Annotated in this window: 16 protein-coding genes and 1 tRNA gene; 6 read left to right on the top strand and 11 right to left on the bottom strand. The window is 60.8% G+C overall.

Features of this window, described 5'->3' with window-relative positions; genetic code table 11:
• Positions 1-56 precede the first annotated feature (56 nt).
• Complete coding sequence (locus ACMUOY_RS06400; RefSeq protein ID WP_413891866.1) at positions 57-1,874, bottom strand: acyl-CoA synthetase; 1,818 nt, start codon at positions 1,872-1,874, stop codon at positions 57-59.
• A gap of 26 nt (positions 1,875-1,900) precedes the next feature.
• Between ACMUOY_RS06400 and ACMUOY_RS06395 the strand changes: the two genes are divergently transcribed.
• The 6 genes from ACMUOY_RS06395 (at position 1,901) to ACMUOY_RS06370 (ending at position 8,551) form a co-directional block, all read left to right on the top strand.
• Entirely contained in the window at positions 1,901-2,830 is a 930-nt protein-coding gene (locus ACMUOY_RS06395) for an alpha/beta fold hydrolase (protein WP_413891865.1), read from the top strand.
• 137 nt (positions 2,831-2,967) lie between these two features.
• A protein-coding gene (gene prfB, locus ACMUOY_RS06390) for a peptide chain release factor 2 (RefSeq protein WP_413891864.1) occupies positions 2,968-4,072 on the top strand; the annotation gives its coding sequence in 2 pieces (ribosomal slippage) (positions 2,968-3,048 and positions 3,050-4,072; 1,104 coding nt in all).
• Entirely contained in the window at positions 4,072-4,746 is a 675-nt protein-coding gene (locus tag ACMUOY_RS06385; protein WP_413891863.1) for an HAD family hydrolase, read from the top strand. The genes prfB and ACMUOY_RS06385 overlap by 1 nt, the downstream gene beginning before the upstream one ends.
• On the top strand, positions 4,733-7,405 hold the full coding sequence (gene pepN / locus ACMUOY_RS06380; protein ID WP_413891862.1) for an aminopeptidase N: 2,673 nt from the start codon (positions 4,733-4,735) through the stop codon (positions 7,403-7,405). The genes ACMUOY_RS06385 and pepN overlap by 14 nt, the downstream gene beginning before the upstream one ends.
• Positions 7,406-7,444: 39 nt before the next feature.
• A complete protein-coding gene (locus ACMUOY_RS06375) occupies positions 7,445-8,464 on the top strand; it encodes a class 1 fructose-bisphosphatase (protein ID WP_413891861.1) in 1,020 nt (339 codons plus the stop codon).
• A gap of 11 nt (positions 8,465-8,475) precedes the next feature.
• Positions 8,476-8,551, top strand: a tRNA-Thr gene (locus ACMUOY_RS06370).
• A gap of 227 nt (positions 8,552-8,778) precedes the next feature.
• Here ACMUOY_RS06370 and ACMUOY_RS06365 read toward each other — a convergent pair.
• From ACMUOY_RS06365 to ACMUOY_RS06320, 10 genes are all read right to left on the bottom strand, one after another.
• Complete coding sequence (locus ACMUOY_RS06365; RefSeq protein WP_413891860.1) at positions 8,779-9,645, bottom strand: HNH endonuclease; 867 nt, start codon at positions 9,643-9,645, stop codon at positions 8,779-8,781.
• A gap of 151 nt (positions 9,646-9,796) precedes the next feature.
• Complete coding sequence (locus tag ACMUOY_RS06360; RefSeq protein ID WP_413891859.1) at positions 9,797-10,615, bottom strand: OST-HTH/LOTUS domain-containing protein; 819 nt, start codon at positions 10,613-10,615, stop codon at positions 9,797-9,799.
• A gap of 98 nt (positions 10,616-10,713) precedes the next feature.
• The gene (locus ACMUOY_RS06355) at positions 10,714-11,337 is read right to left on the bottom strand and encodes a hypothetical protein (protein ID WP_413891858.1); all 624 of its coding nucleotides are present in this window, start codon (positions 11,335-11,337) and stop codon (positions 10,714-10,716) included.
• A 415-nt stretch (positions 11,338-11,752) separates the two neighbouring features.
• Positions 11,753-12,277 (bottom strand): hypothetical protein, encoded by a 525-nt coding sequence (locus ACMUOY_RS06350; RefSeq protein WP_413891857.1) that lies wholly within the window; start codon positions 12,275-12,277, stop codon positions 11,753-11,755.
• A gap of 134 nt (positions 12,278-12,411) precedes the next feature.
• The gene (locus ACMUOY_RS06345) at positions 12,412-13,182 is read right to left on the bottom strand and encodes a hypothetical protein (protein ID WP_413891856.1); all 771 of its coding nucleotides are present in this window, start codon (positions 13,180-13,182) and stop codon (positions 12,412-12,414) included.
• 571 nt (positions 13,183-13,753) lie between these two features.
• Complete coding sequence (locus tag ACMUOY_RS06340; RefSeq protein ID WP_413891855.1) at positions 13,754-14,473, bottom strand: DUF6946 family protein; 720 nt, start codon at positions 14,471-14,473, stop codon at positions 13,754-13,756.
• A 43-nt stretch (positions 14,474-14,516) separates the two neighbouring features.
• Positions 14,517-17,036, bottom strand: coding sequence for a DEAD/DEAH box helicase family protein (locus ACMUOY_RS06335; RefSeq protein WP_413891854.1), 2,520 nt, complete (start codon positions 17,034-17,036; stop codon positions 14,517-14,519).
• Positions 17,037-17,188: 152 nt separating this feature from the next.
• On the bottom strand, positions 17,189-17,428 hold the full coding sequence (locus ACMUOY_RS06330) for a hypothetical protein (RefSeq protein ID WP_413891853.1): 240 nt from the start codon (positions 17,426-17,428) through the stop codon (positions 17,189-17,191).
• A 55-nt stretch (positions 17,429-17,483) separates the two neighbouring features.
• Positions 17,484-18,089 (bottom strand): hypothetical protein, encoded by a 606-nt coding sequence (locus ACMUOY_RS06325; protein WP_413891852.1) that lies wholly within the window; start codon positions 18,087-18,089, stop codon positions 17,484-17,486.
• Positions 18,090-18,252: 163 nt separating this feature from the next.
• A complete protein-coding gene (locus ACMUOY_RS06320; protein ID WP_413891851.1) occupies positions 18,253-18,459 on the bottom strand; it encodes a hypothetical protein in 207 nt (68 codons plus the stop codon).
• Positions 18,460-18,464 lie beyond the last annotated feature (5 nt).

Below are 18,464 nucleotides of genomic sequence, written 5' to 3'. Positions count from 1 at the left end.
GGGCGAACGGGCGGCCAGTTTACGGGCTCAGACGCGAGCGCGCTGTCGCCGGGTTTTCAGTTCGTGTCGCCCCGCGCCCTGGCCTCCTCCTGCAGCCGCAGCACGCGCCGCTGCACTTTGCCCGTGGTGGTCATGGGCAGTGCGTCGATGAACTCGATCTCTTTGGGGTACTCGTAGGGCGCGAGCTGGCCGCGCACGTGGGCCTGCAGTTCTGCGACCAGTTCCTGCTCAAACTGCATCCTTCCCAGCGCAGAATGGTCACGTTTTGCTATTGTTTCAGGAGATAGCACGACATAGGCCTTGACCAGCGAGCCGCGCTCCCGGTCCGGCTTGGGCACCACGGCCGCGTTGGCCACCGCCGGGTGCTTGACGAGGCAGTTCTCGATCTCGCCGGGGCCAATGCGGTAGCCGGCCGCCTTGAACACATCGTCGGCCCGGCCCTGGTACCAGAGGTAGCCATCGGCGTCGCGCACGGCCACATCACCGGTGCGGCACCAGTCGCCGGTGAATTTGCCCGCCGTGGCGGCTTCGTTCTTCCAGTAGCCCAGGAAAAAGATCGGGTCGGGGTCGCCATGCACGTCGAACCGGTGCAGCGACACATCGCCGGGCACGCCCACCGGGCATTCCTGGCCTTCGTCATCGATCACTGCGACGCGATGGCCTGGGTAGCCCTTGCCCATGCTGCCGGCCCTGGCCGGCCACTGGACCGCGCAGTTGCCCACGATGTAGTTGATCTCGGTCTGGCCGAACATCTCGTTGACCGTCACGCCCAGCTGCTCGCGGCACCAGTTGAAGACGGCGTCACCCACCGCCTCGCCCGCACTCATCAGGCCCTGCAGGTGCACCGCGAAATGTTTTGCCGGCTCGGGGTAGGCCTTCATCATGGCCTTGAGCGCGGTCGGGAAAAGAAAGCTATGGGTCACGCCGTGCTGCTGCATCAGCGAAAACGCCAACTCTGGGCTGAAGCGGCCGTTGTACGCGACGATGGGGCGGCCAAAGTACAGGCTGGGCAGCAGCGCATCCATCAGGCCGCCCGTCCAGGCCCAGTCGGCGGGCGACCAGAACACCGCCTGCGATGATGGCCGCACGGACGGTTCGGCGGACCCGACGGCCACCACATCGGCCAGGGTTGGATACGCCGCCGGGTCAAACCCGAACCAGTTCTGGCTGCAGATGAAGCCGCTCAGGTTGCCGATCATCGCGCGGTGGGGAATCAGCGCGCCCTTCGGGTTGCCGGTGGTGCCGCTGGTGTAGATCAGCACCGCCGGATCGTCGGCTTGGGTTTCCACCAGATCGAAATCGGGCGACGCGCCCCGCATGGACGCCGCGGCGTCCAGGTCAGCGTCCGTGGCCGCCCCAAGGCCTACCACGGTCCGCAACTGCGGGCAGCGTGCGCGCACGCCCTGCACGGCGCCGATCGAAGCCTCGTCGCCGATCGCCAGCACGGCCTCACTGTCCTGCAACCGGAACTCCAACGCCTCGGGACCGAACAGAATGGACAGCGGCATGGCCACTGCGCCCATCTGCAGCACGGCCATGTAGGCCACCGCGGTCTCAAAGCGCTGCGGCAGCACGATGGCCACCCGGTCGCCCCGGCACACGCCTTGCGCGACCAGCAGGTTCGACAGCCGGTTGGCGGCCTCCTGCAGCTCAGAATATGAATGAAACGTGCCACTTCCCAGCGTGGAATGGTCGATGACTGCTATGTTTTCAGGACCACCCGATGCGCCCTTGCCGCCCAGCGCCCAGCGCCGGCAACACACCTGGGCGATGTTGAAGCGTTCCGGCCGGGGCCAGCGAAAGCCGTGGTGCATTGCCGCGTAGGGGTCGGTTGCGCCGGAACCTGCTTTGTCCCTGTCTTGACTGACTGCCATGGGGTGTCTCCTGAATAATGCGCCCAATGTACCCAATCAAGAGAGCCTCGCGCAGCGAGTTCATCCCCGTCCGCCACCTCACGTACCACGTCCGCATCTGGGGCGAGGCCCGCCCCGGCGTGCCGCCGCTGGTAATGGTGCATGGCTGGATGGATGTGGCGGCGTCGTACCAGTTCGTGGTCGATGCCCTGTCCGACGCGTTTGCACAAGGGCGGCAGATCATTGCCCCGGACTGGCGCGGTTACGGCCAGACCGCCCTGCCCGGCACCGACAACTACTGGTTCCCTGACTACCTGGCGGACCTGGACACCCTGCTGGACCACTATGCGCCCGAGCAGCCGGTCGACCTGGTCGGCCACAGCATGGGCGGCAACGTGGTCATGCTGTATGCCGGGGTGCGCCCGCAGCGCATCCGCCGGCTGATCAACCTGGAAGGCTTCGGCATGCCGGCCACCCGGCCCTCGCAGGCGCCCGGGCGACTGGCGAAGTGGATGGACGACCTCAAGGCGTTGCACCGCGGCGAGCTGGACCTCAAGGCCTATGACGACGCGGCGGGCGTCGCGCGCCGCCTGATGAAGACCAACCCGCGCCTGGGCCAGGACCGGGCCGAGTGGCTGGCCCGTGAGTGGGCGGCGCCCCGTGTCCAGCCGGACGGAACCACGAAGTGGCAAATCCAGGGCGACCCGGCCCACAAGATCATCAACGCGCAGCTGTACCGGGTGGACGAGGTGCTGGAAATCTACCGCCGCATCACCGCGCCGACACTGGCTGTGGAGGCCACCGACGACAGCCTGGGCCAGTGGTGGCAGGGCAAGTACACGCTGGACGAGTACCACGAGCGCCTGAAAGCCGTGCCCGACTGCCGCATCGCCGTGGTGCAGGACGCGGGCCACATGTTGCAGCACGACCAGCCCGAGGCGCTGGCGGCGCTGATCGAGGAATTCCTGGCGGGTTGACGAACGCGCTGAACCTGACTGCCGAGGCCTTTTTGCCGGTGCGCCAGGCGGGGCCGGTCGCCCACGTCTGGCCCCTCGGCGTCAGACGGTGCGGCGTGAGAAAATGACGGGTCACAGACACATTGGAAGAACCCGTCATGGAAGCAGAACACATCAACCAGATCGGCGCCCAACTCACGGACCTGCGCGCCAGGACCGAAGCCCTCCGGGGGTATCTTTGACTTCGATGCCAAATCGGAGCGCCTGAGAACCGTCAACGCCTGGCTCGAGGACCCCACCGTCTGGAACGACCCGAAACGCGCCCAGGAACTGGGCAAGGAAAAGAAGGCACTCGACGGCGTGGTGGTCACTCTGACCAAGCTCACCAGCGAGCTCGCCGACAACATCGAACTCTATGACATGAGCAAGGAAGAAGGCGACGAAGCCAGCCTGCTCACGATCGAGGGCGAAGCCGCCAAGCTGGCCGCCGATGTGGAACAGCTCGAGTTCCGGCGCATGTTCAACAACCCGGCCGACCCGCTGAACGCCTTTGTGGACATCCAGGCAGGTGCCGGCGGCACGGAGGCCTGCGACTGGGCCAGCATGCTGCTGCGCCAGTACCTCAAGTACGCCGAGCGCAAGGGCTTCAAGGCGACGGTGGAAGACGAGACGCCCGGTGACACCGCCGGCATCAAGAGCGCCACGATCAAGGTCGAGGGCGAGTACGCCTTCGGTCTGCTGCGCACCGAAACCGGCGTGCACCGCCTGGTGCGCAAGAGCCCGTTCGACAGCTCCGGCGGCCGCCACACCTCGTTCGCCTCGCTGTTCGTCTACCCAGAAATCGACGACTCGATCGAGATCGAGATCAACCCGGCCGATGTGCGCACCGACACCTTCCGCGCGTCCGGCGCTGGCGGTCAGCACATCAACAAGACCGATTCGGCGGTACGCCTGACCCACATCCCTACCGGCATCGTGGTGCAGTGCCAGGACGGCCGCAGCCAGCACAGCAACCGCGACGTGGCCTGGAAGCGCCTGCGGTCGCGGCTGTACGACTTCGAGATGCGCAAGCGCATGGAAGAGCAGCAGAAGCTCGAAGACACCAAGACCGATGTCGGCTGGGGCCACCAGATCCGCAGCTACGTGCTCGACAACAGCCGCATCAAGGACCTGCGCACCAACGTCGAGGTCTCGGCCACCCAGAAAGTGCTGGATGGCGACCTGGACGTGTTCATCGAAGCCTCGCTGAAGCAGGGCGTCTGATGCGCAGGGTCGAGGCCCTTGTTTTCGATATGGACGGCACCATGGTCGACTCCATGCCTTGGCACGCCCGGGCCTGGGTGGAGTTCGCGCGCCGCCGCGAACTGGCGGTGGACGTGCCCGACCTCATGCGACGCACCACCGGCCGTACCGCCTATGAGTGCGCCTGCGAACTGATGGGCCGCAACGTCAGCGCAGAGGAGGCGGCGCAGATCACCCACGAGAAGGAAACCATCTACCGGGAGCTCTTTGCCGCCGAGTTCCGGGAGGTGAGTGGCTTCAAGCGATTTGCCTGCGACGCAGCCGCGCGCGGGCTGAAGATCGCCGTGGGCACCGCGGGCGACCGGCACAACATCGCCTTCACCTTGTCGCAGCTGCAGATGGACCCGGCCCCGCTGGCCATTGTCGGCGGCGATGAGGGCCTACCTGGCAAGCCCCGGCCGGACATCTTTCTGGAGGCCGCGCGGCGCATCGGCGCCGACCCGGCGCACTGCATCGTGTTCGAGGACGCTCCCTTTGGCATCGAGGCGGCCCGGCGCGGCGGCATGCAGGCCGTGGCGGTCTGCAGCAGCCACACCGCCGAGGAGCTCGCCGGCCCGCACGTCTTGGCGGCGGTGCGGGATTTCGACGAGCTGGTTCATTCAAATTTTCTGGAGACACTTCATGTTGTTTCGTGATGCCCCTGGCACGTCCACCGCGACCCGTCGCGAAGACTACAGCCCACCGCCGTACTGGATCGACACCGTCGAGCTGAGTTTCGACCTCGACCCGGCCAAGACGCGGGTGCTCAACCGCATGCGCCTGCGCCGCAACACCGATCTGCCCGGCCAGCCCCTGCGCCTGGACGGCGACGAGCTCAACCTGGCCCGCGTGCTGGTCAACGGGGCCGGCACCTCGTTCAAGATGGACGGCAGCCAGCTGGTTCTGGAGAACCTGCCCGAAGGCCCCGAACCCATCGAGCTGGAAATCTTCACCACCTGTGCCCCAGCGAAAAACACCAAGCTGATGGGCCTGTACGTCAGCAACGACTCGTTCTTCACCCAGTGCGAGGCCGAGGGCTTCCGCCGCATCACCTATTTCCTCGACCGCCCGGACGTGATGGCCAGCTACACCGTGACGCTGCGCGCAGACAAGGCGAAGTACCCCGTGCTGCTGTCCAACGGCAACCTCGTCGAACAGGGTGACCTGGACGACGGCCGGCACTTCGCGAAATGGGTGGACCCGCATCGCAAGCCCGCCTACCTGTTCGCACTGGTGGCCGGCGTGCTGGTCAGCCGGGAGCAGCGCATCGTCTCGCGCAGCGGGCAGGAGCACACGCTGCAGGTCTACGTGCGCCCGGGTGACCTCGACAAGACCGAACACGCCATGAACTCCCTGATGGCCAGCGTGGCCTGGGACGAAGCCCGCTTCGGGTTGCCGCTGGACCTGGAGCGTTTCATGATCGTCGCCACCAGCGACTTCAACATGGGCGCCATGGAAAACAAGGGCCTGAACGTCTTCAACACCAAGTACGTGCTGGCCAACCCCGCCACCGCCACCGACACCGATTACGCCAACATCGAAAGTGTGGTCGGCCACGAGTACTTTCACAACTGGACCGGCAACCGCGTGACCTGCCGTGACTGGTTCCAGCTGTCCCTGAAAGAAGGCCTGACCGTCTTCCGCGACCAGGAGTTCAGCCAGGACATGGCCGGCGAGGCCAGCGCGCGCGCGGTTCGCCGCATCGAAGACGTGCGCGTGCTGCGCACCGCGCAGTTCCCCGAGGATGCCGGCCCCATGGCCCATCCGGTGCGCCCGGACCAGTACCTGGAAATCAGCAACTTCTACACCGTCACGATCTACGAAAAGGGCGCAGAGGTGGTGCGGATGATGCAGACGCTGGTGGGCCGCGAAGGCTTCACCCGCGGCATGAAGCTGTACTTCGAACGCTTTGATGGCCAGGCCGTGACCTGCGACGACTTTGCGCAGGCGATCGCGGACACCAACCCTGACTCGCCACTGGCCGCGCAGTTGCCACAGTTCAAGCGCTGGTACAGCCAGGCCGGCACCCCTCACCTGCGCGCCAGCGGGCACCACGACCGCGACGCGCGCACTTACACGCTCACGTTCGAACAGACTTGCGCGCCGACACCGGGCCAGACCGACAAACAGCCGTTCGTGATCCCCGTGGCCATGGGCTTGCTGCAGGCGGACGGCCAGGAGCTTCCAACCTCGGCGCGCACACAGGTCCTGACGCAGGCCAGTGAAACCGTGGTCTTCGAAGACGTGGATGCCGAGCCCGTTCCTTCCATCCTGCGCGGGTTCAGCGCGCCGGTGGTGCTGGACTTCGAGTACAGCGATCATCAGCTGTTGACGCTGCTGGCCCATGACACCGATCCGTTCAACCGCTGGGAAGCCGGGCAGCGGCTGGCGCTCAAGCGCGCGGTGCACTTCATCCAGGGCCCGTCAAACCCGCGCGAGGTCCGGGTGCTGGACGCCGCTTTCATCGATGCCATGCGCGCGGTGCTGCGCCATCCGGCCCTGGACGCCGCGTTCAAGGAACTGGTGCTGACGCTGCCATCGGAAACCTACATTTCGGAGCAGCTGGACATCGTGGACCCCCAGCGGGTGCATGCGGTGCGGGAAGCCATGCGCGAACAACTGGCCAGCGAACTGGCCCACGACTGGCAATGGGCCTGGGACGCGCACCGGGACAACGGGGGCTACAGCCCGGACACGGTTTCCTGCGGGCGGCGTGCGCTGGCCGGCCTGGCCTTGACCATGCTCTGCCTGGCGGCCCGCCACAACGGCGACGTGATCTGGCCTGGCAAGGCCTACCAGCGCTTCAAGGATGCGGGCAACATGACCGACCGCTTCAACGCCCTGAGCGCACTGGTCGGTGCCGACCATGCGCTGGCGGCCGATGCATTGGCGCGCTTTCACGCGCTGTTCCGGGACGAAGCCCTGGTGCTGGACAAATGGTTTGCCCTCCAGGCTGGCGCACCTGACCGTGGGGGTGACGTGCTGCCCAAGGTTCGCCAGTTGCTGCAGCATCCCGACTTCTCCCTGCGCAACCCCAACCGCGCGCGCAGCGTGATCTTCAGCTATTGCAGCGCCAATCCGGGCGCGTTCCACCGCATCGATGCGGCAGGCTACGTGTTCTGGAGCGAGCGCGTCATCGAACTCGATGCCATCAATCCGCAGGTTGCCGCCCGCCTGGCCCGCGCCCTGGATCGCTGGAAGAAGCTGGCCGAACCCTATCGCAATGCCGCCCGCGAAGCCATTGCCCGCGTGGCCGCTCGCAACGATCTGAGCAACGACGTGCGCGAGGTCGTCACCCGGGCACTGGCCGAATGACCCCGAACACCCTGAAGTAAAGGCCCAAGGAGGAAGACCATGCACCGAAGAATCTCACTGACCCGCTACCTGGTTGAAAAGCAGCACAATGACGGGCGCATTCCGCCCGAGCTGCGCCTGCTGCTGGAAGTCGTGGCCCGCGCCTGCAAGCGCATCAGCCTCGCCGTGACCAAAGGGGCGCTGGGCGAAGTCCTGGGCTCCGCAGAAAGCGAAAACGTCCAGGGCGAGGTACAGAAGAAGCTCGACATCATCGCCAACGAGGTGCTGATCGAAGCCAACGAATGGGGCGGCCACCTGGCCGCGATGGCATCGGAGGAGATGGACGACATCTACGTGGTGCCGCATCGCTTTCCGAAAGGCGAGTACCTGCTGCTGTTCGATCCGCTGGATGGCTCCAGCAACATTGACGTCAATGTGAGCATCGGCACCATCTTTTCGGTGCTGCGCAAGCAGAACGACGACCCTCAGGCTGTGGACCCGGTCAGCGCGGCCGATTTCCTGCAGGCGGGGAACCAGCAGGTGGCCGCGGGCTACTGCGTCTATGGCCCCCAGACCACGCTGGTATTGACTGTGGGTGACGGCGTGGCCATGTTCACGCTGGATCGCGAGCAAGGCTCGTTCGTGCTGACTGCTGAGGGTCTGAAGATTCCCGAGGACACCAAGGAATTTGCGATCAACATGAGCAACCTGCGCCACTGGGACGCCCCCGTCAAACGCTACATCGACGAATGCCTGCAAGGCAAGGAAGGTCCGCGCGGCAAGGATTTCAATATGCGGTGGGTGGCGAGCATGGTCGCAGACGTCCATCGCATCATGACCCGCGGCGGCGTCTTCATGTACCCCTGGGACAAGCGCGAACCCAACAAGCCCGGCAAGTTGCGCCTGATGTACGAGGCCAATCCGATGGCCTGGCTGATCGAGCAAGCCGGCGGTTGCGCCACCGACGGCCGCCAACGCATCCTGGACATCCAGCCCACCCTGCTCCACCAGCGGGTCAGTGTGGTGCTGGGCTCAAGAAATGAAGTCGACCGCGTGACCCGTTACCACAACCCGCTATAATGCGGGGCTAAGCCGGTGTAGCTCAGTCGGTAGAGCAGCTCATTCGTAATGAGAAGGTCGGGTGTTCGATTCATCTCTCCGGCACCAATACAGCAAAGAAAACCCCGCTATCGTAAAGGTAGCGGGGTTTTGCTTTTGTGGAACCTTGTAGGCAATCTGTAGGCAACTTGTCCAAATACAGTCTCGGCAAATGCTGGAAGAACACGGTGAAGTGGCCGCCTGTGGCATACCGCCAGAGGCTTGGAAAGGCCGTCATGTCATAAGGCTCGCCCCAAAGTCATTCAGATACCTGACGCGGTTGTCGCCAATCGGAATCACCGACGGTAGTGCTCGTCCAGAAAGTCCTGAAGGCACGCACGCATCGTGTCGCGGTCCTCGCCATAGTGTGCCTTCCGATGGTCGTCCGGGCACAGGGCCGCGACGTTGCGAACCATATCCGGTCCGCCCTCGCATAGCGGCAAGACATGGTGCGTTTCCAGGTAGGTCTCACCGTTAATCGTCTGAAAGCCCCGCTTTCCGCAGAACTCGCAACACCCTCCCGCACGACGTAGCGCGTCAGCCCGCACCTTGGGGTCACGGATAAGGACATCACCTGTCACGGTTCGGCGCAGTGGCTCGGCCGCAGACTCCGCATCGAATTGGTCAACATACTTTGGAAATGAACCGCGGGCAATTCTCGCTGCGCCACTGACGGGGTCGTATCTCGCTACTGACCATGGCTCCGGGTCGAGAAGACGCAAGTCCATGCGCGAAGACAACGGGGAGTTGGGGTCAGCCAGGTCGCGCGGCTTGCCTTCGCCGACGATGACACGCACTGGCAAATTGTGCTCCTGGGCATACGCAATCGCCTGGTCCATCCTGAGAGCTCGACGCACACCCGCCCTGCGTTGCTCGGGCGACAATAGGGATGAGTCACGCAATTGAGCGGCCCAGTCTTTCAAGTTCGTTTCGGTAAAGACCTGGCCATTGGCCTCTTGAATTTCGTGCCACCAGAGGTTGAGAAGGACCAGCTTGTCGGGCTCAATGTAGGCCCACTCATAGCAATAGGCCGGATTTGACGCAGGTACTTTGACAGGGCCCTTCTTCGACACTGCCCAGGGACTGACATCGACCCCGGCCGCAGCGACGAGGTCGATAACCCTTGGGCTAGTCGTAGGTTTAAGTCCATCCTTAATGTTCATGGGCGACTCCTTTGACGGGAAAATTTACCGATACCAAGTTGGCTAGCCCAGTCGATCCCTGCGATACCGCGCAAGGAGAGGCTAGGAGTTGTGTGTTGATGGCGTCTTCTTGGTGGAAATGGCGACGTTCTCCCACCCGGTTCGTGCCGACTCATCCGAGTAGTTGCATCGGCTTACTCCGATACCAAACCAGCGTACCGTTTTCACCGGCTGACTTAGTCTTTCGTATCTCAAATAACTGGGACTTGTGAATCACCTCACGCCAACTGCTGCACCCGTACTGCTTGGGCGTCTGCTCGGGCTCCTTTGCACGAATGGACGGTATGGCGGCATTGAGCAAGGTCCAGCTCTCAACCGCGCTGGCTTCCTCCTCCCCCTTCAGCAACTGGACAATACGGCTACTTGGCCAGTCCACGCCTTTCACATCAGGCACGACAACGTTCATGAAAAAATCAAGGAATTCGGGGCTTTGCATGAATTCGGCGGCAGCTTTGCGCGCACCGTTCACCCCCTCGACCCAAGCTCTCAGCGTCAGATAATGGCCGTCGATGGTCTCGTAACAGCCTTGGAGGTAGTTGTCTGCTACCAGGCACCCGTCGATGGTGAATACGTCAAACCGCTCGATAAAGTGATGCACCAACTCGTTTCGCATCTTTACCAAGTCGGCCAAGTCCTGCATAAGCTGTTGGTGGCGTTCTGGCGGGAGTTCAATCGCATTTGAAAAACGGAACCAGGCTTGCTGGTCATCACCAAACCCGTCCTCGCTTTCGGCTGAATTGTTCTCCGGCTCAGACTGAAGTGGCTTCAGGAAGGTACCGGTCAGTTCCCCTACCAATTGCCCTAGTGTTTTGCTTGCAGCCAGTGCGACGTTCTTGGCCTGGACTTCATGCATCTTCCCGGATGGGGCCGAAAGCTCCCTGTGCCCCACCAAAGCCTTGGCAAGGATTTCATATTGCTGCAGGCGGAACATGCAACGTCCGAGTTTGCGTTGAACCTCACGCTGCGGGGCAGCAAAATCAGGTTCGGCCGGAACAGGACTAGGGGATGCGTCGATAGGCTCCGTCAAGCTCAATGACTCCCCTTGGCACTGCTGTGAACCTCCAGCGGGTACCCTGCCTCCAGCCCTTTGACCGCACTTGGCGGCGTCATCAACTCATATTTCCCGGCTGCTGCCTTCAACGGCATTGGCGTCCCGTACCCGGAAAAGGACCACGGGAAAAGTTGCCCTTCATAGACAAGGTGGAAAGCGCCATCCTCGGGGTGCCTGACCATGGCGCCACTTGGAAGACTTGCCGGGCTGACCAGGGGCTTTTCAATGTTCCTTCGTTCAGCATCCAGAGCTTTGTCGATGTTCGCGGCCAACGCCACATCAGAAAGTCCGGCCTTGAGCCAAGCAGTGGTGAACAACTTGTATGCATCGGGCCGGCACTGCGCGCAAGGCCGATGGCCGGCGGCCAGTGCCGTGGCTTCATCCAGAAAAAAAAGTTCGGTATAGCAGCCAGGTTGCATCAACGGGTTGGCCCCGTAAATCGGCTCCAAGGTACAGGCAATCCACCGCTTCAAAGAGGTTCTTTCCTTCACGACGACACCGTTGTCGTCATGCAGGCAACCTCGATTTCCAAACAGTGTTCCCGCTTTCGATGGGTCCGCCGTTAAACGACCGCTTGGGTCCACCCTGTTCCTTCTAGTCATTTGTATGCCCTTCCTGTCGCATGAAAAACTGTGTGCCACCAAGTCAAAAAGCGTTCGCCGTTTTGGGCATCCACCGTGTCGCCTTCAGCAACACCCACCACGTTGCCCAAATGGTTTCAGCATGGCAGGCCAACCCACGGAGTAATGCAATCAGAACGGAGATTCATAGCTTCATTCTGACAGCCCCAGTCATGTAAAGACCAGCGCGAAGCGAGCTTCATTGGTACATCGATGAACACCATTTCGCCTTGACGCCGCCGGCACCGCAAAGGCATGTGTATTGAGGTTGGTGGGCGTCAGCAGCATGATTTGCTAGCGAAATTCGATCCACGCCAAAGCGGTTTTAAACGGCGGACTAACCACCATCGAAGCGTCGCGGAAGGCACTGATACAGGCAGCATGCGGGCATTCAGTTCTAGACCTGCTTGAACTGCTTGGCGACTTGGTCGGCCCACTCCCAAAGTCGAATGGGTAGCTCTTCATTGGTTGGGCATCCAAACGCTTGACGCGACGTATGGGTAGCCTTGGCAACTGCAGCTTTGAGCCCATGGTTGGTTTTGCAGAGCTCGACGGCTAGATGGGCAAGGTTCCCGCAGGCCACCACATATTGCAAATCTTTAATTTCAGCATAAAGACGCGCCACGGTTTCAATCGCCGAAACCTCGAATCTTGTCGGAACCGAACGGTTGGTTTTCTCCTTATATTCAACCACAGGCCAAGCGTTCGTAATAAGATAACTGTAGCGATTTTCAGATAAGAAAATATTCGGCTTCAATGCGCATAGAAAGGGCAGTGCAACTTCGAGTATTTTACCGGTTTGGCCTGCGCAAGGTTTTCCGGCTCTCTCTTCAAACCGTCCTGGACAAATGAAGACAAAACCGACGTTACCCTTAACCGGTGGGAATGAAATATAGCAATTAGATTTTAGGTGTGTAACCATGTGAAAATTCTAACGAACTAAAGGCACTTTCCCATCGAAGGCGAGCCGCCGGTCGTTGCATTTAATATTTAAAGTAACGGCGCTTCACAATAAAGAGAAATAAATTCTCATCAATTCTATTGTGTCTCGGCCGTTCACTTCCATGAACTGCCTATTTTTTTAATGTTCACCTGATTTGAGGCTGAGTAGACTTGACTTGGAAATGCAAAAAGCCCGAGAAATACATTTATCGTATAACGCTTTCCAAGGCTATCTCGAATCTTCTGCAGGTGCGGATTTCCGATACCGGACACAAACAATGAAGGACCAAAATGCATAGGAGGCTTAGTTGGAAAATTGTTGGCCATCAACTTTGGCATCAGTTCATTTACAAGACCGACAAAATTCAAGACCAATTCTGGCCCAGGGGCATAATGCTTAGTTTCAGCAAACGTTTTGACCTTATCCGCAGCCACAAAGAAATAATCTACTTTTCCATTATAGAAATCGACCTTTTTAATTGAAACAATGCTTCCTTTTTCGATGACTGCGTAGTCAGGAGAAACAAAAATTTCTTCATCGTGAAATGACTGTATTCGGACGTTGTGCCGAATCTCAAAACTGTAAGTCTTACCGCTTTTGTACACCTTTTTGGCGAGAAAGTAAGAGCAGTTCTCGGGTTTTGCGCTGGGACTAAGAGCGTAAACGAACTGTTTGCCTCCTGTGCCCTTGAGATTCTCAGGACTCACCGTGTAATCAGCAGTTTCGTAAAACTTGACGATATCGTTGTACGCAGCAAGTTCAAAAAATGCAGATGTTCGCTTCGCCTCTTGGGCAAAAACTGCGCCGTATTGCGCGAGGAAACTGTCTATCTCCTGCGCGAACTGACTGTTTGCCTTGAAGGGTGACTTAGTTTGAGCTATCAAGCCGCCTCCGTTCGGTTTCCATTAGTTTCATGACGATTCGTCGTACATCAGACTCAGCAAAAAATGCCTCTGACAACCCATACCTCGCTGCAACGGCATGAAAACTCATCGTCGCTCGGCGAATGGAGGTTTGAAATCTTCGGTCAATCTCATGACCACCAATCTTCAAGGTTACATCTTCATTTGCCTGCAGTCGCTCAAAAAAATCTGTGCAACTGGAAAGTGGAGCCATGACGTATCTGAAATAGATACCCATTGCAAATATCAAATGTAGTGTGTCCTCGTGGGCCAGGAATTTCCTAACTGAGGCTCTCCTGGTTGCGACAGCCCACCGTTGTAGGTCTCGGCATTTTCCCTCGTACTCTCTGCCCATCGGTTCGACCAATGAGTAAGGAAGACCTCGCAAGAATCTATTTATCATTTGACAAGCCTTACATTACCCTTGCTTCCACCGCCCGCTTGGGTCTCCCCGGTTTTTTCTCGTCATAAAGTGGTCCCTCCTGTCCTACGAATAATGTGGATCCCCAAGCGAAAAGCCATTCCATGCGTCAAGTTCGCTTCCAACTCCTCGTCAAAGCATTGAACTGGACTTTTCAGAAGTGAACTGGGGCGCGCTTGGCAACACCACCTCTCTGAAATCGACGTTGCCATCGCACCAGGCCAAATACAGACAGGGTCCACTGAACGAATCCACCTTGTAAGTGAGCGGCGCAATCTCCCTTGCGCGAAGCGCAACTCTGAACGCCTCGAAGTCCGCGCGTTGTGACTCTGGCGTATCGAATGCCTGCACCAGCATGACAGCCGCGCCAGCGTGGAACTCCCTTGCTGTGAGAAGCGCGGATGCAGTGCGATGCAAGAGTTGATAGCGAATGGCATCGTCAAATCGCTCGACGCGCAGAAGTGAGTGTAGGTATGCCAACCGCTCGCTTTGACCTGCAGAGGCGTCCGTCCGTTTGCTGGAAACCAACGGGCCGAAGTCTTCAAGGACTTTCGCCTCGACACCAAGGATGCACAACCCAAAGTCATTCCTGCAAATAGCAAGAACGTCAGTACTGGAATTGGTCGTTCCACCCCGCAACGCCACCTGCCATTCTGGTATGGCCAACAACAGCTTCTGCCCGACGAGAAACGGCTCCCGCGACGAATCCAATATGCGGGTTATTTCAGGGGGAAGAGCATCACCAGCGGCCTCCCAAGCGGCGGCTGCGGTCATTGCCGATGCACCTGGCTTCCAGTGTGTAACAGGCTTCGCAAGCAGAGGCTGCCAGTCGGCACCAGTCGATGTAGGCACAAATATTCTCTTCACATCAAATCCACTTTTCTTTGGGTCGCCCTCACCCCACCGCCCTCTCCCGAATTTCCTCCAGTACCCGCACCATCTCCGTCACCTTCGCCGGCAGGAAAATCGCCTCCGGCCCCTTGTCGTTGATGTCGATGAAAGGCGGCTCATAGAGCCGCGCTGGCTCCATCACGCCGTTCTCCGTGAGTTCCTGGACGATGAGGTCGATGAACTCAATCTGGCTGGCCGTGGCGGTGGTGCCGGTGATGAACTGGCTGAACGCCTGCCGCGCCGTTTCGCTGTCCAGCCCCACCAGGGAGCGGATGAAGATGCCCAGCCCATGGCTCTGCTCCTTGGCCTGCTCGATGACCTCCTGCGAGCCGCCCGCCTCCACCAGCATGCGCTCCAGCTCCGTCAGGTCTGAGGGCGTCAAGGGCTGGTTGCGCCGCAGGCGTTGCAGCGACACATGGCTCTCGTGCGCCTTGAGGAACTGCCGCGCCTTGTCCTTGAACTTCGCCAGGTTCATGCCGGTGCCGACCTGGGGCAGGTCAATCGCGGTCTCGTCGCCAAGCTCGTCCTCGAAGTTGGTATAGACGACGTTCTTCTTTCCCTTCTCAATCAGCTTGACCAGCGCCCGCAGCCGCTTGCGTGCTGTCTCCAGCATGGCCACGGTCACGTCTTCCCACCACTCCTCGCCGGTCAGCGACTGAATCAGCACCATCTGCGCCTTGATGGCGGGGATGGCCTCCTGCTCCTCAAGCGCGCTGGCAATGCTCTGAATCTTCTCCTTCAGCCCGGCAAACCCCGGCTGGGCCTGCAAGATGGCCAGCTGCGTGCGCAGCACCAGCAGGTCAAACCGCTTGGCCTCCTCGTCGTCATCGACAAATTCGGTTGGCAGCTTGGCCACCCCGTTCGCCAGCTCATTGAAGTCGTCTGGACCTAGCGCATGCCAGGGCTCAGGCTTCGCGTATTTCTCCACCAGCCGGCGCTGCGGCCGGACCACAAAGTTGTCCAGTTTCATGGCCGCCACAAGCTGGTGCAGATGGGCAGCAATCTCTGTGCGCAACTGCCCCTCGTCGGCCGGGTCGCCCAGGGCCGGGCGCGGCTCGGCCATCACGGTCCCCGCCGTCACGCGGCGGTCCAATTCCGCAATCATCTCCAGCCGCGCCTTGAACAGCCGCGTGCCCAGCGCCTCGCCGGCCGAGCCCTCCACCAGGTCGGGGTTCTGGCTGAAGAATTCCAGGTTCTGGCAGTAGTCGAACACATAGAAGAACTGTTTGTCCTCACCGGGAGCGAACAGGTCCCGGCACAGGCGGGTGCCCCGCCCCACCATCTGCCAGAACTTGGTCTTCGAGCGCACCGCCTTGAAGAACACCAGGTTCACCACCTCCGGCACGTCGATGCCGGTGTCCAGCATGTCCACCGAAATGGCGATGTGCGGCATCTTCTCCTTTGCCGAGAAGTCGTCAATCAGGCTCTGGGCATACTCGGTCTTGTACGTCACCACCCGGGCGAACGCGCCCTTGTAGTGCGGGTAATTGACGTTGAAGCGGTCGGCGATGAATTCCGCGTGGTCGTTGTTCTTGGCGAACACGATGGTCTTGCCCAGGCGGTCGCCGCCGGCCACCTTCTGGCCCTTGGTCATCAGGTGCGCCAGCACCTTGTCCACGGTGTCGGTGTTGAACAGCCACTGGTTCAGGGCAGCCGGGTCCACAGAATCCGGCGTGGTGCCCTCCTCGTTCCACTCCAGCGCGTCCCACTGCTCCTGCTCCGCCTCGGACAGGTCGTCGTACTTGATGCCTTCTCGCTGGAACTTGAGCGGCACGGAAACAGCCTTGGGCGGCACCAGATACCCTTCCGACACCGCCTCGTCCAGCCCGTAGGCGTCCGTCGGCACACCGCTCTCCAGGTCGAACAGCCCATAGGTGTTGTGGTCAATTTCATCCTTGGGTGTGGCCGTCAGCCCCACCAGCAGCGCATCGAAATACTCGAAGATGGCCCGGTACTTCTGGTACACCGAGCGGTGCGCCTCGTCGATGACGATGAGGTCAAAATGACCCACCCCGAAGCGGCGCTGCCCGTCGAAGGCATCGTCAATCAGCCCCATCATCGTCGGGTAGGTGGACACGAACACCCGCCCCTCGGTGTACTTCTCCGTCACCAGATTCACCGGCGACGAATCCGGCAGTTGCATCTTGAAGGCATTCACCGCCTGGTTCACCAACGCTACCCGGTCCGCCAGGAAGAGCACGCGCTTGGCCCAGTTGCAGCGCATCAGCACGTCCGCCAGCGCGATGACGGTGCGGGTCTTGCCCGCGCCCGTGGCCATCACCACCAGGGCCTTGCGCTGGTTGTCCACCTCGAAGGCTTCGTCAATCCGGCGGATGGCGCGGTGCTGGTAGGGCCGCTCCACAATCTCCGGGTTGATGACCGCTTCGGCCAGCTTCTTGAGGCTGGTGCGCCGCTGAATCATCAGCTCCAGCTCGGGCTTCTTGAAGAACCCCTGAACGGCACGCGGCGCATAGCGGGCGTCGTCCCACAACCAGTGCTCGTACCAACGCGGGGCCATTCGCACAACCGGCCACGCTGTCCAGTTCCTGGCGGCTGATTGGCCGGCGCAGCATGACGGCAAGTGCCCGCAGGTGCCGGGGGTTGTCGGTTCCGAAGAACTCCGCGCTGTTCGCGGAGCTCGGTTTTGGTTTGCCGGTGGGGTCGGGCGCGTTCATTTCAAGCTACCCCCAGCAGGCGGCGCAGTTCTGCAACCGGCCACGCAAGGCGGCCATTGATACGCACGGGGCGCAGCGGGCCATCCTCATGACAGGCCCAACCTCGCAAGGTCTGCGGGCGGCGATTCAAGTAGTGGGCAGCGGATGCAGTTTCCAATGTCGGGCGGGTCACAGATTCCAGTGTCGGGAACTGTGTAGCGGCTTGCTTTTCCATGTTGACCCTTTCGGGGCTGTTGAACATGGAAACCCATTCTTGTCACATTTCGGCAGGTAGGCGCCTGCCGTATGCCTGCCGTTTACCTGCCGTTTTTCCGGTTGATGTGTGCCTTCAAATCCTCGGAAAATGACTGTCTGCTAATGCCCTCAACTCTTGCCAGCGCCCCAATCCCCCTCGGCAGGTGCGAATAATCGTCGTTGGGCATGGTCAACCCGGCATCAATGCACGCCTGATACCTACGGGCTTGTCGTTGCTCTGTGGATTCGCCACCGGATGCGCTCTCAGCCACCACGGGCGCGGGGCTGGGTGTCGTGGGGCGGCTCCACGGCGCAAAGGCGTAGGCCGACGTGATACCCGTTGCCTTGACCCAGCGGTGAAGCTCCTCGCGCGAAACAAACTCACCGGCCAGTTTGTCAATCGACACCGAAAGGGTCGGCTCGTCGCTCCCTATCTGCGGCTCTCCCCTTAGCATCTCAGCTTTGGGGTAGTTCGGGTCATCGGGCTGGTCGTGATGCGTGACCCACAGTACGTACGCCGTCGCCAGGGACTTGTAATACTGAAGAGCATTGGAGGGCAGTTCCTCTCTGTCAGGAAGCCGCTTCGATGAAGGCATCACGCCAGCAATAAGGCAGGCAGCCTCATGCAGTTGAAAACTCTTCGCACGGTCCCAGGGTGAAAAGTCCATGACAGCATCCCCCGATGCAACCCCGTGAAGGGGCCCCAGCAGGCCAGCGGGGGAACTGGCTTTTCAGCCCGGTTTCGACGCGGGCCTAGCTGGGGCGAATGGGTCAGGCGGCCAGTATTTCAGCCTGAAAGCAGTTCGCCGGGATAGGCGGAGTTGTGCATATTCACGCCTTCACCACGCCGCGCTTGATGGACGCACCACTCCGGTACGCAGCCACGGCGGCGGCGTCGTTCGGGTTGTAGAGCTCTCTGTCGGCATCGGCGGCCGGGTCAAACGACACACGCACATTTTGCGCGGCCTCGCGCTTGACGCGCGCCCAGTCGGTGCCCGTGGGCTTGGGCTCAGTGGGTTTCTTGCCAACTTGCGTCATGGTGC

The organism is Candidatus Skiveiella danica (assembly GCF_022705245.1).
GTDB classification, from domain to species: Bacteria; Pseudomonadota; Gammaproteobacteria; order Burkholderiales; family Burkholderiaceae_C; genus Skiveiella; species Skiveiella danica.
The sequence above is the reverse complement of the archived record's forward strand: the minus strand, read 5'-3'. Positions and strand labels throughout refer to the sequence as shown.

Excerpts from the sequence above, each read along its gene's own strand:
- ACMUOY_RS06320 (WP_413891851.1), bottom strand. The coding sequence starts at position 18,459 with ATGACGCAAGTTGGCAAGAAACCCACTGAGCCCAAGCCCACGGGCACC.
- ACMUOY_RS06325 (WP_413891852.1), bottom strand. The coding sequence starts at position 18,089 with ATGGACTTTTCACCCTGGGACCGTGCGAAGAGTTTTCAACTGCATGAG.
- ACMUOY_RS06350 (WP_413891857.1), bottom strand. The coding sequence starts at position 12,277 with ATGGTTACACACCTAAAATCTAATTGCTATATTTCATTCCCACCGGTT.
- ACMUOY_RS06385 (WP_413891863.1), top strand. The coding sequence starts at position 4,072 with ATGCGCAGGGTCGAGGCCCTTGTTTTCGATATGGACGGCACCATGGTC.
- ACMUOY_RS06395 (WP_413891865.1), top strand. The coding sequence starts at position 1,901 with ATGTACCCAATCAAGAGAGCCTCGCGCAGCGAGTTCATCCCCGTCCGC.
- pepN (WP_413891862.1), top strand. The coding sequence starts at position 4,733 with ATGTTGTTTCGTGATGCCCCTGGCACGTCCACCGCGACCCGTCGCGAA.
- ACMUOY_RS06400 (WP_413891866.1), bottom strand. The coding sequence starts at position 1,874 with ATGGCAGTCAGTCAAGACAGGGACAAAGCAGGTTCCGGCGCAACCGAC.
- ACMUOY_RS06375 (WP_413891861.1), top strand. The coding sequence starts at position 7,445 with ATGCACCGAAGAATCTCACTGACCCGCTACCTGGTTGAAAAGCAGCAC.
- ACMUOY_RS06355 (WP_413891858.1), bottom strand. The coding sequence starts at position 11,337 with ATGACTAGAAGGAACAGGGTGGACCCAAGCGGTCGTTTAACGGCGGAC.
- ACMUOY_RS06365 (WP_413891860.1), bottom strand. The coding sequence starts at position 9,645 with ATGAACATTAAGGATGGACTTAAACCTACGACTAGCCCAAGGGTTATC.
- ACMUOY_RS06360 (WP_413891859.1), bottom strand. The coding sequence starts at position 10,615 with ATGTTCCGCCTGCAGCAATATGAAATCCTTGCCAAGGCTTTGGTGGGG.
- ACMUOY_RS06330 (WP_413891853.1), bottom strand. The coding sequence starts at position 17,428 with ATGTTCAACAGCCCCGAAAGGGTCAACATGGAAAAGCAAGCCGCTACA.